The 15,256-nt window shown below is 70.0% G+C and carries 15 protein-coding genes and 3 tRNA genes; 8 read left to right on the top strand and 10 right to left on the bottom strand.

Going from position 1 to position 15,256, the window contains the following annotated elements; genetic code table 11:
- The first annotated feature begins 79 nt into the window (after positions 1 to 79).
- Positions 80 to 2,263 carry a PAS domain S-box protein gene (locus tag EYW40_RS04450; RefSeq protein WP_135820394.1) on the top strand — a complete coding sequence of 728 codons (2,184 nt, stop codon included), beginning with the start codon at positions 80 to 82 and terminating at the stop codon, positions 2,261 to 2,263.
- A gap of 333 nt (positions 2,264 to 2,596) precedes the next feature.
- Here the strand turns inward: EYW40_RS04450 and EYW40_RS04445 are convergent.
- The 3 genes from EYW40_RS04445 to EYW40_RS04435 all read right to left on the bottom strand — a co-directional run bounded on the left by EYW40_RS04445 (position 2,597) and on the right by EYW40_RS04435 (position 3,651).
- Positions 2,597 to 2,670 (bottom strand) — tRNA-Phe (locus EYW40_RS04445).
- A gap of 67 nt (positions 2,671 to 2,737) precedes the next feature.
- Positions 2,738 to 3,235 (bottom strand): GNAT family N-acetyltransferase, encoded by a 498-nt coding sequence (locus EYW40_RS04440; protein ID WP_161973159.1) that lies wholly within the window; start codon positions 3,233 to 3,235, stop codon positions 2,738 to 2,740.
- A gap of 342 nt (positions 3,236 to 3,577) precedes the next feature.
- Positions 3,578 to 3,651, bottom strand: a tRNA-Val gene (locus EYW40_RS04435).
- An 83-nt stretch (positions 3,652 to 3,734) separates the two neighbouring features.
- Here EYW40_RS04435 and EYW40_RS04430 point away from each other — a divergent pair.
- The 3 genes from EYW40_RS04430 to EYW40_RS04420 are packed head-to-tail and all read left to right on the top strand — an operon-like array spanning position 3,735 to position 6,596.
- Positions 3,735 to 4,301, top strand: coding sequence for a DUF192 domain-containing protein (locus EYW40_RS04430; protein WP_135820392.1), 567 nt, complete (start codon positions 3,735 to 3,737; stop codon positions 4,299 to 4,301).
- A gap of 32 nt (positions 4,302 to 4,333) precedes the next feature.
- The gene (locus tag EYW40_RS04425; protein WP_135820391.1) at positions 4,334 to 4,603 is read left to right on the top strand and encodes a DUF7538 family protein; all 270 of its coding nucleotides are present in this window, start codon (positions 4,334 to 4,336) and stop codon (positions 4,601 to 4,603) included.
- A gap of 52 nt (positions 4,604 to 4,655) precedes the next feature.
- Entirely contained in the window at positions 4,656 to 6,596 is a 1,941-nt protein-coding gene (locus tag EYW40_RS04420; protein WP_135820390.1) for an ABC transporter ATP-binding protein, read from the top strand.
- Between the two features lie 41 nt (positions 6,597 to 6,637).
- Here the strand turns inward: EYW40_RS04420 and otsB are convergent, their stop codons facing one another.
- The 3 genes from otsB to EYW40_RS04405 form a co-directional block, all read right to left on the bottom strand.
- Positions 6,638 to 7,486, bottom strand: a complete 849-nt coding sequence (gene otsB / locus EYW40_RS04415) for a trehalose-phosphatase (protein ID WP_161973158.1) — start codon at positions 7,484 to 7,486, stop codon at positions 6,638 to 6,640.
- Complete coding sequence (locus EYW40_RS04410; RefSeq protein ID WP_202614427.1) at positions 7,483 to 9,021, bottom strand: alpha,alpha-trehalose-phosphate synthase (UDP-forming); 1,539 nt, start codon at positions 9,019 to 9,021, stop codon at positions 7,483 to 7,485. Before EYW40_RS04410 ends, otsB begins: the two co-directional genes overlap by 4 nt.
- Positions 9,022 to 9,300: 279 nt before the next feature.
- Positions 9,301 to 9,645, bottom strand: a complete 345-nt coding sequence (locus EYW40_RS04405; protein WP_135820389.1) for a DUF5789 family protein — start codon at positions 9,643 to 9,645, stop codon at positions 9,301 to 9,303.
- Between the two features lie 87 nt (positions 9,646 to 9,732).
- On the opposite strand from EYW40_RS04405, the gene EYW40_RS04400 reads away from it, so the two are divergent.
- Complete coding sequence (locus EYW40_RS04400; RefSeq protein WP_135820388.1) at positions 9,733 to 10,470, top strand: creatininase family protein; 738 nt, start codon at positions 9,733 to 9,735, stop codon at positions 10,468 to 10,470.
- Here EYW40_RS04400 and EYW40_RS04395 read toward each other — a convergent pair whose 3' ends face one another.
- Both EYW40_RS04395 and EYW40_RS04390 read right to left on the bottom strand, forming a co-directional pair.
- Positions 10,471 to 10,890 (bottom strand): DUF5790 family protein, encoded by a 420-nt coding sequence (locus EYW40_RS04395; RefSeq protein WP_135820387.1) that lies wholly within the window; start codon positions 10,888 to 10,890, stop codon positions 10,471 to 10,473.
- Positions 10,891 to 10,983: 93 nt separating this feature from the next.
- Complete coding sequence (locus EYW40_RS04390) at positions 10,984 to 11,331, bottom strand: dihydroneopterin aldolase family protein (RefSeq protein WP_135820386.1); 348 nt, start codon at positions 11,329 to 11,331, stop codon at positions 10,984 to 10,986.
- Positions 11,332 to 11,453: 122 nt separating this feature from the next.
- Between EYW40_RS04390 and azf the strand changes: the two genes are divergently transcribed.
- Both azf and EYW40_RS04380 read left to right on the top strand, forming a co-directional pair.
- Positions 11,454 to 12,197, top strand: a complete 744-nt coding sequence (gene azf, locus EYW40_RS04385; RefSeq protein ID WP_135820385.1) for an NAD-dependent glucose-6-phosphate dehydrogenase Azf — start codon at positions 11,454 to 11,456, stop codon at positions 12,195 to 12,197.
- A gap of 71 nt (positions 12,198 to 12,268) precedes the next feature.
- A complete protein-coding gene (locus EYW40_RS04380; RefSeq protein WP_135820384.1) occupies positions 12,269 to 13,663 on the top strand; it encodes a PAS domain-containing sensor histidine kinase in 1,395 nt (464 codons plus the stop codon).
- Here EYW40_RS04380 and EYW40_RS04375 read toward each other — a convergent pair.
- Together EYW40_RS04375 and EYW40_RS04370 are read right to left on the bottom strand one after the other, a co-directional pair.
- Positions 13,660 to 14,280 (bottom strand): DUF309 domain-containing protein, encoded by a 621-nt coding sequence (locus tag EYW40_RS04375; RefSeq protein WP_135820383.1) that lies wholly within the window; start codon positions 14,278 to 14,280, stop codon positions 13,660 to 13,662. The two genes, EYW40_RS04380 and EYW40_RS04375, sit on opposite strands and share 4 nt — an antisense overlap.
- A gap of 146 nt (positions 14,281 to 14,426) precedes the next feature.
- Positions 14,427 to 14,499 (bottom strand) — tRNA-Arg (locus EYW40_RS04370).
- Positions 14,500 to 14,657: 158 nt separating this feature from the next.
- Here EYW40_RS04370 and EYW40_RS04365 point away from each other — a divergent pair.
- Complete coding sequence (locus EYW40_RS04365) at positions 14,658 to 15,215, top strand: hypothetical protein (RefSeq protein WP_135820382.1); 558 nt, start codon at positions 14,658 to 14,660, stop codon at positions 15,213 to 15,215.
- Positions 15,216 to 15,256: the final 41 nt, after the last annotated feature.

Here is a 15,256-nt window from a genome sequence, read left to right as displayed (position 1 = left end):
GGTCGACACGCGATGGTGATTCCCGCCTGCTGTGACTGCCGGCACCACTATCTTGATAGTTGAATCGTAACGCTAGTCCGTGAGCACCCAAGACCCATCGCCCGTAAACGAGGCCCTTCTCCATCTCAACGGGACGGACCCGATCACGGTCTTACACGTCGACGACGACCCGGACTTCGCCGACCTGGTTTCGGTGTACCTCGAACGCGAAAACAGCTCACTGGAGGTCATCACCGAGACGAGCGCCGACGCCGGACTGGACCGTCTCGCCGACGTCGATATCGACTGCATCGTCAGCGATTACGACATGCCGCGGACGGACGGGCTCGAGTTCCTGAGCGCCGTACGCGAGGAGTATCCGCAGGTCCCGTTCATCCTCTTTACGGGAAAGGGGAGCGAGGAGATCGCGAGCGACGCCATCTCCGCGGGCGTCACCGACTACCTCCAGAAGGGGGGCGGAACCGACCAGTACACGGTCCTCGAAAACCGGATCTCCAACGCCGTCCGACAGTACCAGGCCGAACGGGAGATAGACCGCGGGTTTCAGGCGCTGGAAACCGCCCGCGAGGGCATCAGTCTGCTCGACGAGGAGGGAACGTTCCTCTACGTCAACCAGGCGTACGCCGACACCTACGGCTACGACCGGAGCGAGTTGATCGGCGAGCACTGGGAGACGATCTATCCCGAGGACCACGTGACGCAGGTCTACGAGGAGATCCTCCCCGCCGTCTCCGAGGAGGGGCAGTGGGAGGGGGAACACACCCACCGCACGAAAGACGGGGAGCGCCTCGTCGTCGACCACGCGCTCGCCTACGCCGAGAGCGGTTCGATCATCTGTCTGGTGCGGGACGTCACCGACGAGAAGGAGACCCAGCGCATTCTCGAGGAGGAACGCAGGCGCTTCGAGTTGTTCGTCGACGCCGTCGAGGAGTACGCCATCTTCGCGCTCGATGCGGACGGCTACGTGACGAGCTGGAACCGGGGTGCCGAGCGGATCAAGGGCTACGCGCCCGAGGAAATCCTCGGCGAACACGTCTCGACGTTCCACACCGAGAAGCAGGCCGACGCGGGGTCCCCCGACGAGTTGCTGGAGCAGGCACTCGAAGACGGGTGGGTCACGGACGAGGGCTGGCGCGTCCGCGAGGGCGGCTCGCGGTTCTGGGCCGACGTGACCATCACCGCCGTCTTCGACGGGAACGGCCGGCACCGGGGATACGTGAAGGTCACGCAGGACGTCACCGACCGGCTCGACACCCGGGACGAACCGGACGGGGACCGTCAGTTCATCGACCAGGCGCTCGACGTGCTCGACGACGTGTTCTACGTGCTCGACCCGGACGGGAGCATCTCCCGCGTCACGCAGCGCGCCATAGAGGTGACCGGCTACACGGAGGCGGAGCTACGCTCGATGGACCTGGTGGAACTCTTCCCCGAGGACCAGCGGGCGCGGGTCCAGTCGGACATCGAGGACGCCATCGCGACCGGCAGCGCCGAGCTGGAAGTGGACGTCCTGACGAAGGACGGCCGGACGATCCCCTACGAGTTTCGCAAGCGCCGGATCACCGACGAGGACGGGGACGTCGTCGGCGCGGTCGGCATCGGACGCGACATCACGAAGCGCAAGCGTCGGGAACGCCAGCTCCAGCGCCAGCTGGACCAGTTCGAACGGTTCGGAAGCATCCTCTCACACGACCTGCGAACGCCGCTCCAGACGGTCACGGGGCGAATAGATCTGGCGAGGGAGACCGGCGAGACGGAGCACCTCGACAAGGCCGAGGCGGCGCTGGGGCGGTTGGAGATGCTCATCGACGACCTATCGACCGTGATGCGCGAGGGCGAACTCGTCGACGACGTGACGGCGCTCGACGTCGAGGCGTCCGTCCGGGACGTCTGGGAGGCGCTCCCGACCGACGGGGTGAGCCTCCGGGTGCGCGAGACGGCGCGGATCCGAGCCGACGAAAACGCGTTCGCCCGACTGCTGGAGAACCTGCTCAAGAACGCGCTGGACCACGGCGAGGGCACGGTGACGGTCGGCGTGCTGTCCGACGGCTTCTACCTCGAAGACGACGGCCCCGGCGTCCCCGAGGACATCCGCGAGGAGATATTCGAACTGGGATACTCGACGAAGCTAAGCGACGACGGAACCGGCTTCGGCCTGGCGAGCGCCCGCCAGATCGCCGTCGCACACGGCTGGGAGATCACCGCGACCGAGGGCGACGACGGGGGCGCCCGGTTCGAAGTGACCGACGTCGAGATGGCGTGAGTGCCGGCTGGGCGAAACGGACTCGCTTTCAGTCGGGGACGTACTGCTCCCAAACAGAGATCGCGTAGAAAGCGGATGCCGCCTCCCGGATGAACTTCTGGGAGACGGTCCTCGCTTCGCTCGGCTGCGGCCCCCAACGGTCAAATCACGGTCGGGAGCATTTCCACTGCTCCCTTCAGTCGCAGGAAAATGGCGCCTCCCGGATTTGAACCGGAGGAAGACGTGCTCACTCGCTTCGCTCGTTGCGCGCGACTTCCAGGGTTCAGAATCCGCTCGGATCGCATTCTGGATTCGAACGCGGCTCGCTACGCTCGCCGGTTAGAATCACAGAAGTGCCGCCTCCCGGATTTGAACCGGGGACAGCTCGATCTTCAGTCGAGTGCTCTCCCAGTCTGAGCTAAGGCGGCGCGCACTCCATCCTCGGTCGATGCAGGCAAAAAGGATTTCGAAACACGGCGGGCGGACGGCCGCCGTTCAGACGGAGCCGCGGAACACCCGCTCGGTGCACGTCTCGCCGCCGAGTTCGGCGGTTCTGGAGTCGACGCAGTCGTAGCCCCGCGCCCGGTAGAACCGGATCCCCACGTCGTTCTCGGCGAGGACGAGCACGCGCACCGCGTCGACCCCGCGCTCGGCCAGCGCCGTCTCGACGGCGTCGAGCAGCCGGGTCCCCACGCCCTCGCCCCAGCGGTCGGGGAGGACGTAGATACTCGACAGGCGACCCAGGTTCTCGCCGCCGTCGGCGTCGCCGCTGGCGTACCCCACCACGCCGTCGTCGTCGTCGGCGACGAAGTAGCTCACGCCGGGGTCGGTCACCGCCCGCTCCACGACCGAGGGGGCGTACCACTCCGCGAGGCACCGCTCGCGGGTCGACGCGGACAGCACGCCCTCGTACGCCGCCTCCCAGCCCGCGTGTGCCACGCGGCGGATCCCTGGTACGTCCGCCGGCGTTGCCGGCCGAACCTCGACGCTCATGGGGCGGGGTTCGACGGCCCGGCGCAAAACAGCGGGGGTCGGCGCAGGCGTTTTGGCGGTGGCCGTGCGAGACGAACCCATGGGCGACCCCGCCTGCTACCGCGACTTCTGTCCCGAGTGCGACGCGCAGGTGACCATCCTCGACGGCGAGTGTCAGGACTGCGGGGCCGAGTTGCCGGAGGACTGATTCACGAATTCACCGGTTCCAAACGTTGGCTGCAGAAGTGGGTTCGGGCGGTTTCGAACCGGAGCGAGACGTGCTCACTCACTCCGTTCGCTCCGCGCGACTCGCAGGGTTCGAAACCGCGGTCCATCCGCTCGTCACGTCCGTTCCTCGCAGAATGGGTTCGGGCGGTTTCGAACCGCCGATCTCGGCCTTGTAAAGGCCGCGTCATGACCAGCTAGACCACGAACCCGCACTTGCGGCAAGTCCCTCCCGAGGAATAACGCTTTCTCTCCGCGGCGGAACCCATTTTGCCGACGAGATTGAGTAGCGGGTATGGAGCGCTGGAAGGTGCTGAACGTCGCCGGCGTCGTGCTCGTCGTCGCCCTGCTCGGCGGGGCCGCGGTCCAGACCGGGCTGCTGGCGAACCCCTTCGCCGAGGACCGCGACCGGGCGACGGTGACGGTCACCGACGGGGACGGCGACGAGTTGGCCGTCGTCGACGCCGAGGTCGCCGACACCGGCGACGAGCGGTACACCGGACTGAGCAACCACGAGTCGCTGGCGAACGGGTCGGGGATGCTGTTCGTCCACGGCGGGGAGGACGACCGGACGTACGTGATGCGCGACATGGACTTCGGCATCGACATCGTGTTCGTCGCGGAGAACCGGACGATCACGACGATCCACGAGGCCCCCGCGCCGGGGCCGAACGAGGACGGCGAGAGCCAGCGGTACAGCGGCCGCGCGAAGTGGGTGCTGGAGGTGCCGAAGGGGTACACCGACGCACAGGGCATCGAGGCCGGGGACACCATCGCGATCGAGTACGGGAACGGGACGGCGTCGGCCAGCGAGAACGCGACGGTGACCGTCGAGAACGCGACGGCCGCCTTGCACCCGTAACGGCTACCGGCGTGGGGGCCGGAGTGGCGGCCATGAGCGAACAGGTGCGTGCGCTGGCCGAGCGCGACGGCTGGCGCGACGAGGACTTCGCGGCGCGGGTCCACTACGAGGGGGCCGGCGACCGCTACAGCGTGGAGTACTACGCCCCGACCGACTGCGTCCTCTACTGGAAGGTGAAAGGCGACGGCGAGACCGCGGTGCCGGTCGGCCGCGAGACCGTTCCCGGCCCCCTGCGGGAGCGCATCCGGCAAGACCTCGACGCGGCCGGTATCGACCCCGAGGCCGAGGGCCGGACGCTGTAGTGTTTCGAACCGAAACAACGATTTTTTACCGCGGTGGCCCCGATAACGGGCGATGGGTATTCACGCCGAGGACGACGACCCCTTCGAGGAACAGCGCGAGAGCGCTGAGAACCCGATGCGGCGGCTGTTCGGGGAGTACGGGCGCGAGAACGCCTTCCAGTTTCTCGTCGGGCTCCTCGCCAGCGTGTTCGCGCGGCTGCTCGACCTCCTGCCGCCGGTGTTGCTCGGGTTCGCGCTCGACGCGATCTTCCGCGACGACAAGCCGTTCACGGCGCTGTGGCTGGTGCCGGACGCGTGGCTCCCGGCCGACCCCCAGGGACAGCTCTGGGTCACGGTCGGGCTGATCGGCGCGGCGTTCACGTTCGGCGCGGGATTCCACTGGATCCGCAACTGGGGCTGGAACTCCTTCGCACAGAACATCCAGCACTCCGTGCGGACCGACACGTACGACAAGATGCAGCGGCTGAACATGGACTTCTTCGCCGACAAGCAGACCGGCGAGATGATGTCGATCCTCTCGAACGACGTGAACCGCCTGGAGCGGTTCTTAAACGACGGGATGAACTCCATGTTCCGGCTGTCGGTGATGGTGCTCGGCATCGCCGCCATCCTGTTTTACTACAACTGGCAGCTCGCCTTCGTCGCGCTGGTCGCGGTGCCCGCCATCGCGCTGTTCACCTGGAAGTTCATCCAGACCATCCAGCCGAAGTACGCCGACGTGCGTTCGAGCGTCGGCACGGTCAACTCCCGGCTGGAGAACAACCTCGGCGGCATCCAGGTGATCAAGACGAGCAACACCGAGGGGTACGAGTCCGACCGCGTCGAGGACGTCTCGCAGGACTACTTCGACGCCAACTGGGACGCCATCTCGACGCGGATCAAGTTCTTCCCCGGCCTGCGCCTGCTGGCCGGCTTCTCCTTCGTCGCCACGTTCCTCGCCGGCGGACTGTGGGTGCTGATGCCCGCCGACGCCGGCGGCCCGGGGCCGCTCACCGGGACGCTCAGCGCGGGCGAGTTCGTCACGTTCATCCTGCTCACCCAGCGGTTCATCTGGCCGATGGCGCAGTTCGGGCAGATCATCAACATGTACCAGCGCGCCCGCGCCTCCAGCGAGCGCATCTTCGGCCTGATGGACGAGCCGAGCCGGATCGAGGAGGACCCCGCCGCCGAGGCGCTCGTCGTCGACGAGGGCGAGGTGGTGTACGACGACGTGACCTTCGGCTACGACGAGGGCGAGACCATCGTCGAGGACGTCTCCTTCGAGGTGGAGGGCGGCGACACGCTCGCGCTGGTCGGCCCGACCGGGGCCGGCAAGTCGACGGTCCTGAAGCTGCTCCTGCGGATGTACGACGTCGACGACGGCGCGATCCGGATCGACGGGACGGACCTGCGGGACGTGACGATCCCCAGCCTCCGGAAGTCGATCGGCTACGTCAGCCAGGAGACGTTCCTGTTCTACGGCACCGTCGAGGAGAACATCACGTACGGCACGTTCGACGCCACCGAGGAGGAGATAGTCGAGGCCGCGAAGATGGCCGAGGCCCACGACTTCATCGAGAACCTGCCGGACGGCTACGACACGGAGATCGGCGAGCGCGGCGTGAAGCTGTCGGGCGGCCAGCGCCAGCGCATCTCCATCGCGCGGGCGATCCTCAAGGACCCAGAGATCCTCATCCTCGACGAGGCGACCAGCGACGTGGACACGGAGACGGAGATGCTGATCCAGCGGAGCCTGGACGAACTCACCGCCGACCGCACGACGTTCGCGATCGCCCACCGGCTCTCGACTATCAAGGACGCCGACAAGATCGTCGTGCTGGAGGACGGGGAGATAGTCGAGCGCGGGAGCCACGGGGACCTGCTCGACAACGACGGGCTGTACGCCCACCTCTGGGGCGTGCAGGCCGGCGAGATAGACGAACTGCCCGAGGAGTTCATCGAGCGCGCCGCCGAGCGGCAGGCCCGGACCGACGCGATCGACGTCGACGACTGAGCCGCGACGCGGCCGTCCGCCCCCGGCGTCGGCGGGACCCGCTACTCCGGCGCGCCGTCTCCACCTACCGACGCCGCGACGTCCGCCAGCAGCGTCCGGACTGCCGGCACGTCCGCGACCCGGTAGTCGGCGGCAGTCTCGCCGTCGCCGACCTTCACGCCGACGCCGCCCTCCGGGAGCGCCCGGAACGCGGCCTCGTCGGTCGTGTCGTCGCCGACGTAGACGGCGGTCGGCCGCTCGCCGTCGGGCACGCGGCGGTCGAGCAGCCACTCGACGGCCCGGCCCTTGTCCCAGTCCGTCCGCGGGCGGAGCTCCAGCACCGCCTTCCCGCTCGTGAGCTCCAGCGACGCGTCCTCGGCCGCGGCCCGCACGCGCTCGCGGACCCGCGGCACCGCGCCCTCGTCGGCCATCCGGTAGTGGACCGTCGCCGTCGCCCCCTTGTCCTCGACGACGACGCCCTGCGCGTCGATTTCCCGGCGGAGCCGCCGGCACACCTCGCTCAGCGCGTCGCGGGCGTCCGCCGCGGCGGGGTGGACGGTCGTCTCGCCGTCGGCGTCCAGTTCGAGGCCGTGGTTGCCGGCGTACGCGAGGCCGTCGACGCCGACGCGCTCGCGCAGGTCGGCCAGCGCCCGGCCGCTGACGACGGCGGTCGTGACCGCGGGCGCGTCCCGGAACGTCTGGAGCAGGTCGGCCATCCCGTCGGCCATCGCGGCCTCGTCGGGCCGCTCGACGATGGGCGCGAGGGTGCCGTCGAAGTCCGAGAACAGCGCGAGGCCGCCGCGCTCGGCAGCGCGGTCGGCTATCTCGGCGGCCACGTCGGCGGGGTCGCTCCGCGGCGGCTCCCCCGCCGCGTCCTCGCGGTCGTCGTCGGCGTGATCGCTCCCCGTCACTGCGACTGGCGGCCGCGGGTGGCCGTGTACCGTTTGCCCTGCTGTACGGCGCGGGCCGTCCGGAACTGGCGCGTGATCCAGGCGAACACGTCGTTCTCGTGGACGCGCTCGTCGAGCGTCGCCGCGCGGTGTGCCCGCTCCGCGTCCGGCAGCCGGAGGCCGCGGGCGACGGCGTCGGCGACCGCGTCGACGTCGTAGGGGTTGACGATCATCGCGCCCTCGTCCAGCTCCTCGGCCGCGCCGGCGAACTCGCTCAGGACGAGCACGCCGGGGTCGTCGACCTGCGACGCGACGTACTCCTTGGCGACGAGGTTCATCCCGTCCCGCACCGGCGTGATGAGCATCAGGTCCGCGCCGCGGTACAGCCCCGCGAGGTCGTCCTCGGAGAGCATCGCGGTCGTGAAGACGACCGGCTGCCAGTCCTCGGTGCCGAAGCGCTCGTTGATCGCCTCGATACGCTCCGTGATGCGGCCCTGCAGCCGGCTGTACGCCGGGATCGAGCTCCGGCTTTTCGCCCCCTTCTGGACGAACGTCAGGCGGCCGCGCCACTCCGGCGAGCGCTCCCAGAGCCGCTCTAAGGCGTCGAACCGGCGTTCGATCCCCTTGGTGTAGTCCAGCCGGTCGACGCCGAGCGCGACCTGCGTGTGCTCCCCGATGCCGTGGTCGGCCCGGAACTCGTCCCAGAAGTCGGCGGCCGCCGGCGTTTCGGCGCGGTCCCGTATCGCGTCGGCGTCGATCCCCAGCCGGAACGGCCGGACCGTCGTCGACCCGCCGCGGTAGCGGACGATGCCGTTCTCCCGGTCGACCGCCGCGTCCAGCGCCCGCTCCGCGCAGTCGAGGAACTGGCGGCAGTAGTCGGGCGTGTGGAACCCAAGCAGGTCGTTGGCGAGCAGGCCGTCCAGCACCGCCACCGCCCGTGGGCAGACGCGGAACACGTCCCACGAGGGCCACGGCAGGTGCCAGAAGTGCATCGCGAACGCGTCCGGGAGCAGGCGCTCCCGGAGGACCCGCGGGGCGAGCGCGAGGTGGTAGTCCTGGAACCAGACCACCGGGGCGGTGCCGTCGGCGGCGGCCGTCACCGCCGACGCGAACTCGCAGTTGACCGTCCGGTACCGCTCCCAGTCGTCGGTCGAGAAGTGAACGCGGGCGGTGTCGGAGTGACAGAGCGGCCACAGCGTCCGGTTGCTGATCCCGCGGTAGTAGCCGTCGAGTTGCTCGTCGGTCAGCCACACCCGGTGGAGGTCGTACGACGGGTCGTCGGGCGGCACGCTGACGACGCCGTCGTCGCTCGCCTCGCGGTCGGCCTCGCCGTCGCCCCACGCCACCCACGACCCCTCGACCGTCTGCATCACGGGGTCCAGAGCGGCGGTCAGGCCGCCGGCGGGGCGGTCGACGGTTATCCCGCCGTCGTCGTCGTCGTAGCCGTGGCTGTAGGGCTCGCGGTTCGAGACGACGATCGGCGCGCCGTCGAGCGACTCGACTGCCCGTACGGCGTCGGCGACGTTCCCGTCCTCCGCGGCGCTACCGTCGGCCACGGCGACCACCTCCGGGGGCGGCGCGGCGGCCGGTGGACCCGACGGGGCAGTCGCCGGGTCCGGCGTCGCGGTCGGTCTGCCGGTCGGTACAGTCCGGGAGCCGTCTTGGACTCTCGCGTGCCATGTGCGTGTGCCCCTGGCTTCCCGCAGCGACCGGATAAGCCACCGTCACTGTTCAGTTCTATTCAGGACGTGATGCTTCATAAACCACCCGCTACCCGCGGTAACGACGGCTTACGACGGCGGTAACCGTCGGTTACGGCGCGGCCCGGCCCGCGGTCAAAAGGACTCCTGGTCCTCCGAGATGTCCTCGCCGGGCGCGCCCTCCTCCTGCCGGTCCTCGCCCGGCGCGGGCGGGGTCCGGTCGCTGTAGTTCTTGCGCCCGATGGCCTCGTCCCCGACCATCGTGAAAACCGCCTGCCGGACGTCGTCCTCGCTCTCGAACTCCTGGTCGCCCATCGGCTCGACCAGTTCGCGGAACGTCGCCTCGCCCTCCGAGAAGGTGAGCGTCTCGTCGCCGTACGCGTCGAGCAGTTCCTCGGTGTCCGCGGGGTAGTCGTGGTTCCCCAGTTTCTCCTCCAGGTCGCCGAAGTCGACGCCCATCTCTCTGTCGTCGTCTGTCATGCTGTAGTCCCCCCAGACGAAGGGACATCGAGCGGCGGGAAAACCGTTTGCCCCACCTATAAGCCCGCCGAGGTGCAGTCTCCGGGCGTGCACCTGACCGACGCGACGTGGACGGACGCCGCGGCCGCCGGGACGGACCTCGCCGTGGTGCCCGTCGGCAGCACCGAGCAACACGGCCCGCACGCGCCGCTGGGGACCGACGCGATAACCGCCGAGGCGGTCGCGGCGGCCGGCGTCGACGCCTACGACGGCGAGGTGGTCGTCGCGCCGCCGGTTTCCGTCGGCGTCGCCGCGGAGCACCGCCAGTTCCCGGGCACGCTGTGGGTGAGCGAGGACACGTTCCGCGACTACGTCCGGGAGACCGTCGCCAGCCTCACCCACCACGGCTGGGACCGGGTCGTGCTGGTCAACGGCCACGGCGGCAACGTCGGCGCGCTCCGGGAGGTCGCCGGCCGGATCACGCGCGAGGACGACGCCTACGCCGTCCCCTTCACCTGGTTCGACGCGGTCGGCGACCACGGGGCCGACATGGGCCACGGCGGGCCGCTGGAGACGGCGCTCGTCCGGCACCTCCGCCCGGAACTGGTCCGCGAGGACCGCATCGACGAGGCGCGCGAGGGGGCCAGCGACGGCTGGGGGGAGTGGGTGAGCGGGACCAACCTCGCCCACGACTCCGCGGAGTTCACCGAGAACGGCGTCGTCGGCGACCCCGCTGAGGGCGACGCCGAGCGCGGCGAGGAACTGCTGGAACTGGCGGCCGAATCGCTGGCCGACCTGCTCTCGGCGGTCGAGGCGCGGGACGTGAACCGGCCGCCGGACCGCTAGTTACTCCTCGTCCTCCTCGTCTCCCTCGTCGGCCGCGGCGTCGTCGAGCGCGCTCCGGATCTCGGGCACCGTCGCGGTGAGGTCGCCCACCTGCTCGGCGGCGTCCTCGACGTCGGCGATCAGTTCCTCCAGGTCCGCGATGGCCGCCTCCAGGTCGTCGGCGTCGTCGAACGCGTCGGCGCGCTGGCCCATCGTGAACCACTTCTTGGCGTCGCGGAGGTGGTCCTCGGCCTCGCCGACGTCGAGCGCGGACCGCAGGCCGTTGAGCACGCCGAGCACGTTGTCGGCGTCGGTCTCCCAGACGGCGTCGCTCTCGGGGAGTTCCGCCCGCGCGGCGGCGAGCGACTCCTCCACGTCCGACCGCATCTCCGAGGCCGCCTCGCCGAACAGCTCGTCGTCGTCCAGGGTGGACTGACTCATGTGGTGACGTTTCACGCGGGCGGCTTTAAAAGGTTGCCCGAAAGCGGAAGTGAAACTCGGCGAGGGAGCGTCCGTGACGGCCGTCGAGCCGGGTCAGTCCGCCACGTCGACGACTTCCATCAGCGGGTAGTCGCCGTCCATCGCCATGCGCGTCCGGACGGTCGTCCCCTCGTACTCGATCCGCATCTCGACCTCCACGAACCGGCCCGTGAGTTCGGCGTAGTCGGCCGACTGCTCGGCGAGTTCGTCCGCGAGGACGTCCTCCAGCACGTCGACCGTGACGGACTCGCAGAACGGCTGGTTCTCGATCGCCTCCGCCATCGCGCGCTCCAGGCTGGCGGCGCTGTCGGGGCTGACGGGCGTGCCGGCGAACTGGTGGTACAGCGTCCCGAACTTGATCCCGGCCTCGAAGCAGGCCGCCTCGCGGTCCGTGGGGTCCATGGGCGGCGAGAGGGGGGCGGCGGGCAAGTGCGTTCGGGTCGCGGTCCGGCGGGCGGCGGAGCGCCCGGGCGCACGGACGGGATCGCACGTTACTTATTCCGGTACGCTCTGGCAACAGACGAATGGACGACCCTGTCTTGCTCACGGGCGCGGCGGGCCGTGTCGGGCAGGCGATCTTGGGGGGACTGGCCGACGAGTACGAGTGGCGGCTCCTCGACCGGGACCCGCCGACCGGCGACCCGCCCGGCGAGTTCGTCGTCGCCGACGTGACCGACGAGGAGGCGGTCCGGGAGGCGATGGAGGGCGTCAGCGTGGTCATCCACCTCGCGGGCGACCCCCGGCCGGAGGCCCCCTGGGACAGCGTGCTGACGAACAACATCGACGGGACCAAGATCGTGTACGAGGCGGCCGTCGACGCCGGCGTCGACCGCGTCGTCTTCGCCTCCTCGAACCACGCCGTCGGGGCCTACGAGACCGACGACCGCACGCCCGAGATGTACCGGCCCCAGGGCGACGTGTTGCTCGATGGGACCGAACTCCCCCGCCCGAGCAACCTCTACGGCGTCTCGAAGGCGGCCGGCGAGACGCTCGGCCGGTACTACCACGACCACCACGACCTCTCGGTCTGCTGTGTCCGCATCGGCAACCTGACCGAGGACCACCCCCCAATCGACTACGAGCGCGGCCAGGCGATGTGGCTCTCCTACCGCGACTGCGCCCACCTGTTCGACCGCGCCATCCGGGCCGACTACGGCTACGAGATCGTGTACGGCATCTCCGACAACGACCGCAAGTACTACTCCATCGAGCACGCCCGGGACGTGCTGGGGTACGAGCCCCGGGACAACTCCGCCGAGTTCGACTGACGCGGCCCGCAGCCAGTTTTGCGACTCGCCGACCCGTTTATGTACCGGAGGTGCGTTGCGGCAGTCGTACGATGACGAAGCCGGTCGCGGTCCTGTACGTCGTCGAGGGGGACAGCGACCGCGCCGCCGCGCTCGACCGCGACGGGATCGACGTCGACACGGCCACGCCGGACGCGGTCGAGCGCGCCGGGTCCTACGACTGCATCGTCTACGAGCCGGCGACCATCGACGGTGACGACCGGAACCTGGACGGGGCGCTCCGGGCCGCCTACCCCGACGTCCCCGTGATCCGGGTCGCGTCGACCGGGGCCGGCGAACCCGCGACCGACGCGACACGCGCCGACCGCTCGACGGCCGCGGACCGGCTCGCGGAGCGGGTCAGGGCCGTCGCCGGCGGGCGGGCCGGCGGGCCGCCCCAGGCGAGCGACGAACGCGACGGCGACCGCCTCGCCGCGCTGTTCGAGAACGTCGGCGACCCCGTCGTCCGGACCGAGTTCGTCGACGGCGAGCCGGTCGTTCGGAACGTCAACGAGGCGTTCGAGCGGGTGTTCGGCTACGAGGCCGACCGGCTCCTGGGGGAGCCGCTCAACGACTTCATCGTCCCCCCGGACGAACGCGAGAGCGCGAAGCGCCTCGACGACCGCGCCGTATCGAACGAGCGCATCCAGGGCGAGGTGCGGCGACAGACCGCCGACGGGATCCGCTATTTCCTCTTTCGCGCCGTGCCGATCGCCCCGGACGACCCGACGGGCAACTACGAGGGGTTCGCGATATACACCGACATCACCGAGCGGAAGACCCGCGAGCGCCGCCTCGAAGTGCTGAACCGGGTGCTCAGGCACAACATGCGGAACAACGTGAACGTGATCAACGGCTACGCGGAACTGCTCGGCGCGGACGCGGAGCCGCAACTCGTCGAACGGGCCGCGCGGACGATACGGCGGACCGCCGACGACGTGGCGTCGCTGACGGCCAAGATACGCGACATCGAGCGGGCGGTCGACGGGGGCGGCCGCCGGCCCGTCGAACTCCGCCCCCTCGTCGACCGGGCGGTCGAGCCGTACCGGAGCGCCGCCGACGTGACGACCGCGGTGCCCGACGGGCTCGTCGTCGCGGCGGGCGACGGGCTCGAACTGGCCGTCGAGAACCTCGTCGACAACGCCGTCGCGCACAACGACACCGACGTCCCGTCGGTCCGGGTCGACGCGCGGCGCGACGGGTCGTGGATCCACATCGCGGTCAGCGACGACGGGCCGGGCATCCCGGCGGCCGAGCGCGTGGTGCTCACCGGCGAACACGAGATCACCCAACTGGAACACGGGAGCGGGCTGGGGCTGTGGCTGGTTAACTGGGCCGTCACGTCGAGCGGCGGCGAGGTGACCTTCGCCGACAACGACCCGCGGGGGAGCGTCGTCACGGTCCGCCTGCCGGCGGCGTCCCCGCCGCCCGACGCGGCGTCGGACTAGTCGAACAGCCCGGCGACGTCGGACTCGCGGTGTCGCCGCCGCTCGACGTGGTCCGCGAGACGCTGGTAGACGATGTCGCGGTGCTCGGCGTCGCGGGCGAAGTCCAGCACGAACGTGACGAACTCGCTCGTCGACCGCCCAGCCTCGATGTCCTCGCGCCCGTAGCGCGCCGCCCGGTCGATGACGGACTCGTCGAAGCGCTCGGACTCCGCGGCGAGGACCGCCGCCGCGACCGCGCCGGCGTCGAACTCCAGGTCGCCGAGCGTGACGGCGGTCCCCTCGTGGGCGAGCCGCGGCGGTCGCTCGCGCTCGACGCGCTCCGGGTCCGCGCCCAGCGCCGCGAGGTGCCGGCGGACCGCGGCCACGTCGACGCCGCGGTACTCGTCGGGCAATCCCGCGAGGTACTCGTCGGCGCTCTCGACCAGTCCGGCGACGCCGTCCCAGTTGCGCTCGCGGGCGTGGTGGACCGCGGCGGTGAACTGGATCAGGCCGTGGAGGAACCGCTCGTCGTCGGTACCACGCTCCAGGTCGAGCCAGCGGTCCTCCCAGGCGTCGTGGGCGGCGTGGTAGCCGCCGGCGTTGTACACCGCGATCCCTGCCCGGAGGTGGTCGCGCATGCCAACGGATTCGCCCCGGCGGAGGAAACCGGTTTCGCTCGGGCGAAGTCGACCGCACCGACGCTGGACGTATGTGGGATTCGTAGATACCGTCGCCGACCGAGCGGACCGCTCGCCGTCGCTCGTCGTCGTTGCGCTTCGGAAAACGTCCGGACGGCGATTTGAACGCCGGTCCCTGGCTCCGCAAGCCAAGAGGATAGTCCACTACCCTATCCGGACTCATCTCTACGTATTCGGGAAGTACGTAAAGCGGTTACGATGTGGGGGCGACTTGGTGGTGGCTGCCACAGGTCGCGGTCGGCCGCGGGGGCTGGGAGGCTCAAACGCTCGTTTGTCCGTCCACAAGGGATTTTTACGCACGGCTTCTCCCGATAGATATGAAACGACGCGACGTGCTCCGCCGAACGTGCGGGGCGCTCGCCGTCGGCGCGACCGCCGGCTGTCTGTCGAGCGACGGCGGCGAGGGGGACGGCGGGAACGAGACGGACGCGACCGAGACGACGGCCGGAACCGACGCCGCGGTCGGGGCCGGGAACGACACCGCCGCCGGGACCGAGGACCCGACGACCCGGCAGGGGACGAAGCGGGAAGAGTCGGACGGCAGCGGCGAGTCGATCGAGACGACCCGGACCGACTGCCGGTCCGGGGACGACGCGGACGCGGCGAGCGTCAGCTTCGGCGAGGGCGAGGTCGGGATCACGGGATCGGTCATCGTCGCCGACCCGTGTCACGCGGCCGCGTTCGGGGCGGTCGAGCGACGGGACGACGAACTCGTCGTGGTCGTCGAGCCGGCGGACGACGGCAACGCGTGCATGCAGTGCGAGGGCGTCGTCGACTACGCGGCGTCGATAGCGGTCGACGACCCGCCGGCGACGGTGACCGTGAAACACCGCAGCCAGGGGCGCACCCGGACCGTCGAAACCGCCTCGGCGTAGCGGGAATTTATATCCGATCGGGGGGCAACCCGGCGGCGTGA

The sequence above is a fragment of the Halostella litorea genome, assembly GCF_004785955.1.
Lineage (GTDB): Archaea > Halobacteriota > Halobacteria > Halobacteriales > Natronoarchaeaceae > Halostella > Halostella litorea.
Note: the sequence above shows the minus strand (reverse complement) of the source record. Positions and strands in the feature narration are given on the sequence as shown.